Source organism: Paenibacillus sp. GCM10028914, assembly GCF_042666275.1.
In the GTDB taxonomy this organism is placed as follows: domain Bacteria; phylum Bacillota; class Bacilli; order Paenibacillales; family Paenibacillaceae; genus Paenibacillus_AQ.
Map to the genome: position 1 here is coordinate 57,713 of NZ_JBHTFO010000012.1, position 13,590 is coordinate 71,302.

Annotated in this window: 6 protein-coding genes; all 6 read right to left on the minus strand. The window is 43.0% G+C overall.

The window, feature by feature from the left end; all coding sequences use genetic code 11:
• Positions 1-143 precede the first annotated feature (143 nt).
• The 6 genes from ACFQV5_RS10590 to ACFQV5_RS10615 all read right to left on the minus strand — a co-directional run bounded on the left by ACFQV5_RS10590 (position 144) and on the right by ACFQV5_RS10615 (position 13,574).
• On the minus strand, positions 144-4,268 hold the full coding sequence (locus ACFQV5_RS10590) for a beta-N-acetylglucosaminidase domain-containing protein (protein WP_379246460.1): 4,125 nt from the start codon (positions 4,266-4,268) through the stop codon (positions 144-146).
• A gap of 44 nt (positions 4,269-4,312) precedes the next feature.
• The gene (locus ACFQV5_RS10595; RefSeq protein ID WP_379246991.1) at positions 4,313-5,146 is read right to left on the minus strand and encodes a carbohydrate ABC transporter permease; all 834 of its coding nucleotides are present in this window, start codon (positions 5,144-5,146) and stop codon (positions 4,313-4,315) included.
• A gap of 46 nt (positions 5,147-5,192) precedes the next feature.
• Positions 5,193-6,089, minus strand: coding sequence for a carbohydrate ABC transporter permease (locus ACFQV5_RS10600; protein WP_379246462.1), 897 nt, complete (start codon positions 6,087-6,089; stop codon positions 5,193-5,195).
• 85 nt (positions 6,090-6,174) lie between these two features.
• Entirely contained in the window at positions 6,175-7,545 is a 1,371-nt protein-coding gene (locus ACFQV5_RS10605; RefSeq protein WP_379246464.1) for an extracellular solute-binding protein, read from the minus strand.
• Between the two features lie 250 nt (positions 7,546-7,795).
• The gene (locus ACFQV5_RS10610) at positions 7,796-9,526 is read right to left on the minus strand and encodes a DUF4091 domain-containing protein (protein ID WP_379246466.1); all 1,731 of its coding nucleotides are present in this window, start codon (positions 9,524-9,526) and stop codon (positions 7,796-7,798) included.
• Between the two features lie 247 nt (positions 9,527-9,773).
• The gene (locus ACFQV5_RS10615) at positions 9,774-13,574 is read right to left on the minus strand and encodes an alpha-L-fucosidase (protein WP_379246468.1); all 3,801 of its coding nucleotides are present in this window, start codon (positions 13,572-13,574) and stop codon (positions 9,774-9,776) included.
• Positions 13,575-13,590 lie beyond the last annotated feature (16 nt).

Here is a 13,590-nt window from a genome sequence, read left to right on the forward strand (position 1 = left end):
CTCTATCAATTCGGGGAGAATTACATATAATCCTCTAAATACAAGAAAGCAAAAAAAAGCAAGCCACACTTTGGTGACCTGCTTTTTTCATTTAGGTTCTGTTCAGTAACCTCCGTTACTGATTGAATCTTTCTGTCTTCGCTTCATTCTGCAACTTTTCTTGCAACCAGAGCCAAGTCTTCCAAGTCAATCACACCATCTTTATTCACGTCAGCGCGCTTCGCTTGAGCCCAATCCGCACTATTCGAATCCTTGCCGTAATTTGCAGCCACGATAGCTAGGTCACCGATTGAAACTTTGCCATCTTTATTCACGTCGCCCGAAATAACAGGTTCCTGATCCTCTGCAGTAATCTTGATCGAATGACTTGATACAGCCGTGTCACTTTCCTTACCTTCGTCATCGGCTACAGTGACTTTATCAATTCGGATCGTACTTTCGACATCCCCTGTTACGCTCTTAGCACGGAAATCCAAGGATAATAACTGCATATTACCCGTCACTGCATTATCCGCACCTTCACTAACTACTAGAAAGCGCAGTTTACCTGGCGTGTCATTGGAGGTTTCTAACAATTGAACACCGCTTTTCATCGAGGCAGCGGTTTTAAATTCTAACAGTTCAGGATCATAACTCATCGTTACATCCATCGCATACACACTATCTTTTACACTCTTTACACCAAACTCGAGCTGAAGATCACTTCCACCTGCAACAGAGTTTACTCCAGTAAGAACCGAAGTCATCACACCGATAGGAGGCTCAACCTCACCGTTACCTTCTTTTTTGACTGTGATGATTTCATGAATTTTAGGTTTTACCGACCCCGTCCACTGAACCTTCACTTCTAAAACATGACTATACTTCGAAGTATCAAATGTATTGTAGGAACGAGTTAAGTTGCCTACTGAATGCCAGCCATTCATATCCCGAATCGATACCTCTGCATTTGAACTCTCAGAAGGATTTTGCAGTATTATAATTTCTTTCACCTGCGTATCCTTCGCCAATTTGTAATTCAAATAACCAGCATTTCCAGAAGCAGGGGAGTAAAAAGTTGAAAGTCGTTTATCTACCGACTGCATCGCTTCATTTCCCAAACTTCCAGCCGGGTTAGCCTGAATGGCCAAATTAGAAGCTCCTGGTCTTTCAATTCCTTCATTAACAATGATTTCATTAAGTGCAAGCCATGCATTATGATTTACCGTTGAAATCAATCTCACATATCTTGCTTCCTTGCCACCGTCAACTTGAACCCGTTTATACCGGTAAGGAACTTCGTGCTCTGGAAAATTCAAGGCTCTATCGTTCGGGCTAGCGAAGGTATGGATCGTATCCCAAGTCTGTCCGTCTAGTGACAGCTGGAGATCTCCTTGGCGGAAGTAATCTCCCTCTCCATCGCCTATGACGACAGCTACATTCTGGACATTGACCACGCCACCCATGTCGACTTGCACATACTTGCCTTTCGATTGTTCTGCGCCAAACCAGACCTTGTTCTCCAACGCTCCATTATACACATTGTCGATAGAACCCTGATAAATGCTGCCGTAGTTATGTGTAATCACTGGTGCGGAGAACTTATTCAGTGTTACCATCAAGCGATTAAGGTCCAACGTGATATCTTCATTCCCATTGTTCATAATCCTTACATAAGCTGCGCTTGGATATGGCCCGGTACCAGATTGGATAGTACTCCATTCCACTCCGTTCTCCGAAGATTCCAACTGAAAATCTTCATTCGTGCCTTCAAACAACACTTGACTAACCGCTTCTATAGACTTCAAATTTATCCCTACATACTGGGATGGCTTTAAAGTAATTCCAGTTAGGTTCGATAATTCAGCTGAATTACCGGTTACAGTAATCGGAGTGCTAGAGAGCTCAGGCACATCCGTATATACCGTTACCTTCCCTTTCCCCGAATTCACTGCAAACTCTCGTACAGCTGTCCATAAATCAGGCTTTCCACCTGGTATACCAGCATGAGTTAGTCGATAGCGTACCATGCTCGCTTCAATACTCAGTCCAGATGCCGAGATTTTGACACCCGAACGCTCATCTCCGATTGGGGACCAGTCTTGGCCGTTTATCGAATACTCCAAAATCCCTCTTTGAAAAATATCATGATCTGTATCCGTTCTTCCTTGTACAATCGAGATATCTTCCACTTTTATTATTTTACCAAAATCTAAACCATACCAATCTCCATTCTTCTGAAGGACCTGGAAATAGACATTGGTTGCAAGATCACCATCAACGATATTACTTATCGCTGCAGGGGTACCATAGGAACTCATAGGCAAAGGTTTAACATATTCCGGATCCATGGATGTGTAGATTTGAGCATCCAGCTTGTTAATCAATTGCTGTGCAAACGGTACAAGACGCTTTGCTCCAGACTCAACCGTTACATCTGGATAGTTCAGTTTCTTAATTTGGAACGTTTTTGACGTGTTGAGTGCACTAGTCGCCTTGGCAAGCTCTTCCCAAGCCTTATCTGCATCACCCTCTTGTACTGCCAATGCTGACAGGATAGCGGATTTATCAGCCAAAACAACTTGGCGCAAGCTGTTTAACCATGGATCAATTTCTTGTTTCATTTTTTCATTTTTGCTATTGGCTTTAAATGAATCGATTGCGCTTAATATGGAATCAAATTCTTGAAGCAACGTATTAGCAGTCGCTTCTACCGGTTGACCTGCTGAATAATTACTTAAAAACTGCTCAAGCTCGGCTCTGATGTTCTCCGATTCACCTACTTGAAGACCATGACCGCTAGGTGAAGGATCACTAAGATGGTATGCGATCGTATTCAATTCTGAAGCAACTTCAGGAGCAGCATATTTAAAGGAGTCAAGCCAGCTCTGATCTTGATTAAATTCATCCACATTCCATGTGTAATCTGCCACTGCGAATAAACCTAACTTAGACAGTTCAGCATGGCCCATCGGATTGGATACAACCCCGGAAATATTATGCGTTCCCGGATGAAGAACTTCAGCCTTACCCAGCATAAGTCTTGCATCTTTGTAGTCATTTACAGGCCAGTTCAACCACATATAAGGATCTCTGCCGTGTGCGTCTTTCGGCCACTGCATATCCGCTGTGTTAACTGGAGCAACAACACTATTTCCAGTCCACATGATATCAACGTTAGCGGGCACATTTCCTAAAGCTTCAAGATAAGGTCTCCCAGATGTCCCGGTCCAGCTCTTATTGTAGAATGGAGGGCAATAAATCAGGGGCTTAACATCTTTCTTGGAAGCTACCCAGTTCGCAACATCGGTAATCAGCTTCACGTGCTTATCCTTGTCGGTTAACGATTGTGATGTACTGATGTCGTCCATGAACAATCCGAATTGTCTTACACCTACACCGTACAATTGTTCAAGCTTAGCGATTAATGTCTGCAGTTCTGCATCATAATTATTCCAATTAATCATGTTGAAACCTGGGTGAATTGCCCATACAAATTGAGTCTTTGTCTCATGACCAACATCAACCAGTTCTTTAATCTTGGCAAGCTCTACTGATGGATAAAGCGTTCTCCAAGCCGAGTTATGGTACTTGTCATCCTTAGGAGCAAAAATATATGAGTTCATCTTCAAATTTCCACCAAAACGCATTAGACTGATTCGATCTTCATGCGACCACGGAAATCCGTAAAATCCCTCAATAAATCCCCGAGAGCGAGTATCCGAGAAATCTTGGATTATAAGATCACGAACCTCTTTACCGGGGATTTGTTCAAATATCATTTTTAAAGATGCCAAACCGTAATAAGCTGCATCGGTATCTTTGCCGAGAATTGCGATAACACCTTTATTCTGTTGTTCACTGCTAATGCTCAGCACATAAGTATCCAGTTGATTAAAATTAGCTGCATCATATGGGATATGCTGAGAAAAATAGTTGTCCACGTAGCCCGATGAATTTCGAGTACCGAGGATGATATTTGTTTTTCCTGATACGACTGCTTCTGACTCTGACATTGTTAACGACTTAGAATCAAGGACTTTTCGTAGCAGCTTTCTTGTCGGTTCGTCAATTGAATCCTCAATTACAACATTTACATCGGAGGTAATAGATAAAGTTGTTTCTCGTTCAATATGCTCTTGAGGAAGTGGATAAATTTCATAAGATTCCGTTGCCTTCGCGTTTTTATGAGGTAGATCACCTGACAAGTCCGCTGCACCAGCGAAGCCTGAGAACAGGCCCGTCACCATCATGAGTGTGAGAAAAGCACTAAATACCTTTTTGGACATCTTCTTAACACCTCCAATAGCTTATTAGAATGCCTTTCACACCGTTAGCCCTTTAAAGCCCCTGCTGTGAGCCCGCCGGTAATTTGTCTTTGATAAAGCACATACATCACAATAACAGGGATCATGGAGATGGCGAGTCCTGCAAACAGGGGCCCCCACTCTGTTCTGTATTGCATTTCACCCTGCATAATAGCGATCCCTACAGGAATGGTGTATTTCGAAGGATCATTGATCAATACAGTGGCCATGATGTACTCATTCCAGACTGTTAAAGCGTTCATAATTCCGACTGTGATAAGACCCGGTTTCGATAAAGGCAGCATGATCTTGAAGAAGACGCCATATAATGACGATCCGTCTATAGTAGCAGCTTCTTCAAGCTCTCTAGGAAGTGTCTTGAAAAATCCGACTAGAAAGAATATCCCAAACGGAAGAATGCCGATCGTACCGACAGAGTAAACCAGAGTAAGCCCAACTAATGAATTGGACAGGTTCATATCGGCAAGAAGAAAGAACAATGGGATTAAGCCAAGTGTCGTTGGGATCATCATCGAAGCAATGTATACAAAATAAAACAGGCCTCTAGTTTTAAATGTAAAACGAGCTAATATGTATGCTGTTGTCGCAGCCATGATAAGTGATAGTAGTGTACTAGACACGGTTACAATAATGGAATTGAAGAAGTAATCGCCAAAATTTGCTCTACTCCATACGTTTGCATAGTTTTCAAAACGAAAAACAGTTGGAAAATCCCACGGTTTCCCGAGCATGACCTGCTGATTATCCTTTAGAGAAGTTAGGAATGTCCAAATAACTGGATATAGGACTACCAGGCTCCATAATATAAGGAAGAATCGGACAGCTATCTTCGATAACATTAGCAGTGTTTTTGTGGCGGGATTATCGTTCAAAGTTTATACCTCCTTACATTTCAATGGACTCCCGGTGAAGAATGCGCTGCAAAATCAGCGTTGTAATTAAAGACAGTATTAATATCAGCACCCCGATGGTTGCCCCGTAGCTAAGATGGAATTGCTTGAAGCCCATCTGGTACAAATAATATCCAAGAACTTGCGTCTGATTATCAGGACCTCCATCCGTCATCAACTTAACGATAATAAAGGAGCCGTTTAATGTTGTGATTACGATATGAATGATTGAGGTTTTGAATTGCTCCCAGATCAGCGGCAGCGTAATTCGTGTAAACTGCTTCCATTGTCCAGCACCATCGATACTTGCTGCTTCATAGAGTGAGGAAGGAATACCTAGAATGGAGGCGATGATGAGCAGCATATAGAATCCGATACCGGCCCATACGCTTGGAGGAAGGAGTGACCACATTGCAAGGCTTGCATCACCAAGCCAATTCGTTTCAACAGGTTTTCCTGTAAATAAAGAGATAAACGCATTCAGGAACCCAAGACGGGGATTGTATATAAAACTCCACAATACACCGATAACGGCTACGGATATGATATTCGGAAAGAAGAACACCACACGGTAAAAACCGTACTCTTTCAATTTAAGTCTGGTCAAAGACACCGCAAAAAACGTTGCCAGCAGCATAATTAAGATGACTTTCCAAAAAACCAAGAAATAATCATTTGAAATGGCTTTTGGTATGATTTCATCTGAAAATAACTCCCTATAGTTATCAATACCGATAAAGTTCATCGACTCGGAACCGCCTGACCAATCGAAGAAGCTTAAGTACAACCCTCGAAACAGCGGGTAAATCGTAAATAAACAAAAAACAGCAAACGTAGGCAACAAGAAACTAGCAATGAACAAATTTCGTTTCCACAATTTATTATTCTTCATGGGCGTAAGTATCCTCCCCTTTTATTTGAAAGAACAATCAGAGGAACAGATGTCCTCTGATTGCTCGGTAAGAAGAGTATTGAACCTACTTCCGGACTTTGGCTGCCGCCTTCTCCATACGGTCCATCCATTCTTCTGGTGTAATGGAACCTTGCAGCAATGCGATCGTCGCATCATTCTCTGCTTGCTCAAGATCCGCGCTCAATTTAAATACTGGAGCTACAATCGTGTCACTTCCGTTAAAATACTTCATTGCTGTTTTTACAACGTCACTTGCGCCTGAAGATTCCAGATCCGCCTTAACGTTCATTAAAGCGCCTGTCAGCTCAGCCCAACGTACTGCGGTCTGTTTCGTAAAGATAAATTCGATAAATGCTTTTGCAGCTTCTGGATTTTTAGCTTTTTTAGCAATAGCAATGTTACTTGTATAAGGAATAGCAACATATTTACCGCCTGGTTTTTGCATCACGGATGGAATAAATCCGAATTTAAAGCCTTCCGGTACATCTTTTTTCATTTCATTTTCAAGCCACAAGCCGTTAGGAATCATTGCATCTTTATGCTGCAAGAACAGCATTTGGGAGTCCGTGTGGTTCATTCCGAATGAAGCGTTGTCGAAATAACCTTTCTCTCTCATATCAACAATCTTGTTCAAGGTATTGGCTACAGCGTCATTCTTAAAGGAGCCCTCTTTAGCTGCCTCTTGATCTTTCAGAATTTGTGGATCGTCCCCATTCTCGGATACGAAACCAGTATTCAATAGACCTCCAACAATGTAGTACGGATATTTACCGGTATGAATGTATGGATATATTCCATCGCCCTTAATTTTTTCACTTGTAGCAAGGAAGCTGTCCCAATCTTTCGGAATTTCCCAGCCCTTTTCTGTGAACAGGTTCTCATCATAGAATGTTCCCCAAGATCCGAATACCAATGGAATCGTATAGTTCTTTCCATCATAATCTTGCGGAGGTGCGATCAAGTTGCCGGTAAGTGGTTCACCGTCCACATTCTTCGCATCTTTCACCCAATCCGTAATATCCATCAATTGATCATCAAGTACCATTTGCGTTTCGTTCGATCCCGCCCCGTCGATATACACGACATCTGGTGGATTCCCTTGAATCCAGCGTGGTTTCATTTGTTCATTGATTTGAGAACCTGCGGACTCTTTAATGTTTACATCTGGATACTTCTTCTTAAATTCACCAATAACTTCTTTCCACCAGCCATCTCCATATCCACCGACAAAGTATTGGATTTCAAGGTCTCCTGCTACTTTCGGCTCTTCGGGCTTGGTATCGTCTGTCTTCGCTGGCTCATTCTGAGTCGTAGGTGTCTTCTCAGGAGCAGGAGGATCTGCCGCCTTTGTTCCTCCACCACATCCTGCGAGAGACAATACAATCGACAACATAACTAGACTTAATGCCGCTTTCTTTTTTCCCTTGCTTTTCATAGGCTATCCCCCTAAAATAATCTTGCTTACTTGCTGTATGTCGTACCTTATTCGCTATTCTTACGGTTAAATCTGTAAGACTTTTTTCATTATAGAGCGAATGAAAACGTAACCAAATGATCTATTTTGATGTAAAGTTGATACTTTTTGTACTATAGAAACTTCTTTTTCTACAAAAAAAAGACACCTGAGTGAAACTCAGGCATCCTATGAACATTAACTACTTATAATATGTAATATTTTTAAGGTTTTAGCGAACTTTCATTTCTTCGATTAACTTTCTAGATGCGCTGTCCAAAACAGCCTTCAAGCGATTGACTTCTTGTGCAATATCGATTCTGCCGGGATCTTTCACACCATTATAAGGATCGTGTGCGATACTGCCGACACCCTCCATATTCCAAATTTCAGCTTCGATTTCTTTTCCTAACGTATAATCCTCGCCAGCGATATATCTAACCTTAACTGCGTCACGTATTCCTTCCTTCATTCGTTCAAATCGAACAGAGCTAATGAGACCAGGATATACCAGAGCCGAATCACCAGATTCCCATGTCTTAAAGTCTGTCGTATCAAACGGCTTCTCTACAAAAGAATCGAAAGCCCACCGAAGATATCCGTCTACTGCGTGCCGAAGTGCATACCACGAGATCCATACCGATTCGGCTGGTACAGAGCGTGTGAAGCTGTTCGGATAATGCCCCACACAATTATATATCGTTGTCATGAGCCCGAGTGATCTTCGATGCTCTGATATATCCGTTAATTGCTTGCTGTCGTGCTCGATGTATATAGAACCAATAGATATGTTGTGAATTCGATCCAGTCTAGCATCATTCAAGTTATTGTAGTCCATAGCGGCCGAGATTTTCAGTCTTCCACCGGACACCTCTTCAATCAAATCCGCCGCCTTGATCATATCATCTAAGGCACGTTCATCATTCGCCATGGTCGTAATATCGAGCCAGCCTTTGTGTTCCAAATGAGGAACAAATGCCTCAAGGAAAGCCCGCCACATCTCGTACCATTTAGGATCGCCTACCGGCACAGTTTCGATAATGTCGCACTCTTGGGATTCATCATAATATTTAATTTTACTTGCCCACGATACCATGCTGTACGCATCAATCTGTTTATTAATACCTAAATCCAACATAAATTGAACCCACTGATCAAAGATATCAAAATTAAAATCGAATTGGCCGTCTGCTTTCTTGGTCCATTTCACCATCGTGTCGTAACGATCATAGGTTTGTGAATTCCAAGGATCATAGGTGACTGTCGTTGTAATCACATTCTGACCCGCTGCAGCCAGCATCTCATAATGTGGCTTCATGGCATCAAAGTGTGCCTTTGTCCATAGCTGATTCTCCGGAATATGATTCACCCTTGCAACAGCATATGGATTCTGCCATAGATCCAGCGCAAATGACCAATCCTTTACCTCTGGTAATGTTAGGTCCAGCACTTCTAGTTCAAGTTCAAAGATAACGCTTTCACTTGATGCCGCATTTGCTGTCAATTGACCACGGTAGATTCCAGCTGAAGCATCTCTTGGAACATCGATAGAAATCCAGATTGGTTGTACATCGAACGGTTTGATGTTTACAGGATCTATTGTACCTAAGATGTCCGGGACTACTTCTTGCGGATTTCCCTGCGATGGATTTCCTCTGGCAGCCTTGGTTTTTTTCACATAGTGAACATGAATGTCGGACGCTTCAATTCGATTATTATTGTCACTGATTAGATCGCTGATTGATAGAGTAACCTGATCTTGTTCTTCATTCGTTGTCCATAATACCAGTTGAGAGCTTGCACGATCCCCCTTCCATGCAGTTCCTTTCCATGTTGTCTGCTTCATCTGGATCGTTTCGTTATAATCCACACGCTTATAATCATCAAATAGATTCTCAACTACATAATGCATATCCGTTGTTCCAACAGCACCATTAAAAGTTCTGTTCTCTTGACTGTTCAACGATATCATCCTCTCCGATGTCAATTTCGAGTCCACATTGTAAGTTGTACCCGCCCATTCACTCTCTTATATGCTGTGGTGACTCTTTACATGAACCTTCTCTCTCAGAGGATCGATTCCCTGCCTCATTTTCTATATATTTTCTACTATCTTATATATAGCTGACATGAAAATGATACACGACAAAAGACAGCCCAAGATTAGATCTTGAACTGTCTTTTTATGAAGAAATATTACTTAATTCCTGTTATTGCGTTATTTTTGACGCTATAGTGGCCAGGTCTAAAATATCAATCTTACCGTCACCGTTGACATCTGCACGTTTAGCCGTCTGCCAATCCGGGCTGTTCTGATCTTTACCATAGTGAGAAGCTGCAATCGCCAAATCGCCGATACTCACCTTGCCATCACCATTCAGATCCCCCGAGTTAACAGGTGTGTCCGTTATGATATCGATTGTAAGCGAAGAAACTTCTGCTTTCGTTTCTGTTCCATTCTCATCACCAAGTGTCACATCAGATATTGAGATTTTTCCTGAAGAGACTCCCTCTGTTATCTTCGTCCGAAATTTGAGATTCAGGATATCCGCATCTGCTGCCACAGCATGTTCTGCGCCTTCGCTCGCTGCAATAATTCGAACCTGACCAGCAATCTTCGTGACCGTTTCTACAATCTGAACTCCCTCTATTAACGATTCAGCTGATACGAACTCCATGATCTGATCATCGAACTGAATGGTCATATCCTGAGCAAATATGTTGTTCGATACGTGATTTAACCCGATTTTAGCATCGAAGGCTTCTCCGCCTTTTACCTTATCTGGCCCAGTTATCGTTGCCGTTAAAGTCTGCTCTCCAATGACGGATGATTTGAACTTATCAAGTGCGGCTTTCAGTAAATCTTTAGCCTTGGTCACTTGTTCTTGCGTGGACATTGGATCACCCGAAACCAATTGAGCGGCTTGAATTGCTTGGAGGAGCAATGGTTTGGACCCAGCTGGATACTGACCGGTCTTGGTTCCTTCCACGGCATCATCATGAATACGCTTCGATTCAGCAATTTGTGAATCCAGCTCCGCTGTATCAGAAATTTGAGAAACGGTTGGATAAAGCCCAACTTCTGCTAAATGAACAGGACCTCTTGATTTCAGAATTCTGATTCTGAATTCTTTACCTGTTACAGCAGATGGAAGCAGTAAGACTCGTTTGTATCCAATGACTCCGCCTGATGCAATTTGCTCCCAATCCCCATTTGCGCGGCGGATATCTACCGCGAACGATTCCACTTGTTGACCTTGAGTAATATCTTCTTGCAAAAGCACCTTATCAACTTCCACGTCCTGATCTAGCTTAAACACAAGACTGCTCGGTTCAACGGAAGACGACTGCCATGATGTCTTATTGTTTCCATCAATCACCTTAGCAGGATCTGTACCTACTGCTCCGTTCTCTGAAGTAACAGTGGCACGAGTAGCATGATTCACTGCAAAATCACGCTTCATTCGCAGATTCCACTCTTTCAAGCGTGCCACATCGGCATCTGGAAGCTTCCCGCGTTTATCCGGAGGGATATTTAGCAGGAGCACAGAGTTTCTGGCGACAGACTGATAATAAATATTTCTAAGTTCATTCACAGATTTCGGTTGTTGGTTGGCGTGGTAGAACCAACCTGGACGTATGCTTACGTCCACCTCAGCTGGGAACCAGGTTAAATACTCCATCCCTTTCGAAGCAGCATCAGCTAAGGCCGCCCGACTCCCGAGATCCGGAGACGTGTAGGATGGATGATACACCTGTTTTCCTTCTTCATTTATCTTCGCACCGAGTACACTCCACTCGTTCTCCCTTGCGCGGCCGGATTCATTACCTACCCAACGAACATCATTCCCGGATACAGCGATTACAGCGTTCGGTGCAAGAGCACGAATAATCGAATAATAGCTTTCCCAGTCATATTTCTCAGACCTATTTCCTGGGACGTTGCCTTGCGCACCGTCAAACCATACTTCATCAATCTCACCATACTCTGTTAATACCTCATACAGTTGATTGAGCATTCTTGAACCATAATCTGTTGCAGGAAGATTAAATGTCGGAAGTTCTGTGTTTCCAGCACGGTCATCCCCTTCAACCAATGTAGGGATATTTCGTAAGGTAGGCTGACTTCCATTGCCAAAAATTCCTTCTGTATAAGCATTATGATCAGCTGGAGATAGATACACGCCAATTTTGATACCGTATTTACGCATGGATGTCACGAATTCCCGAAGGACATCGCCTTCTCCGTCTTTCCATGAACTCGATTTCACACTAAAATCTGTGTAACGTGACGGATACAGGAGAAAACCGTCATGATGTTTGACCGTTAGAATCGCCATCTTAAAACCGCTTTCCTTCAGCGATTTGGCCCACTGATCTGTATCAAGCTCTGTCGGCTGAAACTTGTTCGGATCTTCGTTAAAGTTCCCCCATTCCACGTCATAGTAAGTGTTAATACCATAATGTAAAAACGCAGTTTGCTCGTATTCCTGCCATGTCACCTGCCGAGGTTCAGGTCGTACTAGAGATGCTTTGGCAGCAAGTGCTGCTGGGCACTCATTCTGGCTAATCGGGATTCGGTAGCCAGGATTAAGACCTGTTGGAAGCATACATGGACCGCCTAACAACCCTAGCAGTTCGGGTTTGAAGTTTCCTTCCAATGTGCCAAATGCGACACCGTACACTTCTCCTTTCAAGCTTTTCTCGCCAGTGGATGAATCAGACATACCTCCAAAAGCGATCGTTTCTCTAGTTGCAGCTGGAATTTCTGACAAGGAGAGCGAATTTCCTAGCTGCTCTTGCCCACTCCAAAGACTAACTGAGCCTGTTCCATTACTATTCCCTTTATAAACAAGTGATAAATGAACGAAGTCACCCGTCAACTTTCCTTGAACATCCACGTTCCCTAAAGTCTCTCCATGACTAACAATTTCCAATGACTCTCCTGCAGAACGACGAACCTCAACAGCTCCTCCAACGTCGAACAACACAGTACCTGGCTGGATTGAAGAAGGAGCAGTCGTCATTTCGACAGCGAAATCAGATGCCAGCTTCCCTTCCCCTGTAAAAGGAGTATTTGGCGTAAACACGATTTTGGATTGTCCGCCGTTCATATTCAAACGTCCAAGTCCCGTGATTTGACCTCCTTCGACATTTAACTTTCCTTTGATCACTTCATCTTCTGAAGGAATATAATCCGTTTGATTGAGCGTCCCTAAAGCCTTCACCGACAGTGTTCTAGTGATGGTTGAGAGGCTCATCGTTTTTAATAAAGAAGGACTGAAATCTCCTTGAAATCCTGCCACTACAGCCTGTGAAATGGAGCCTTTGAATCCCCGATTAAGTGCTGCTGTATGCACCTCATTACCAAAGCTGAATTTCCCCTTCTCACTGCCCCCACCGCTGATTGCTGCACGGCCATTCTTGGATACGGCTGGAGTCAACTCTTTACCATTTAGGAATGCCCTTAGCTCCGCCCCAGAAGATGTAGGTTGATAGACGAGAGCAATAGCATGTTCTTTACCCGCTTCAGGCGCAGATGTCGTACCCTTGTACTCCGTCCAGGTACCATTGTTGTTCACGGCAAAACCATATTCCAGTGTCGTTCCTGACTGGTAACGGGCATACAAATTACCCATCACCCCAATTAAAGTTCCTAATGTATTTTGTGATCCTTGAGGTTTGAAGACGGTTTCAACAATAAAAGTTTCATCGATTGTCGTTGATCCAAAGGAGTTCGTTGTAAGGAACTCTATTCCGTTCGTGCCACCGTTTAATACTACACCTTCACCGAAGACAAGCTGTTCATTACCAGTACGGCGGTTCACCTTTCCGTCCATTGTCTCACCTGTAGAAGCTGTATATCCCTTTTCGGTTGAGAACGAACCCCCAAATCCAATATCAAGCATCGATTGACTGTTCAAAGCAGCATTGGAAACGGAAGGAAATATCGGGATTGTCCCAAGCACCATGCATGCGACCAATAATAGAGAAGATAATCGTTTTCTCAATGAACTTTTCCTCCTT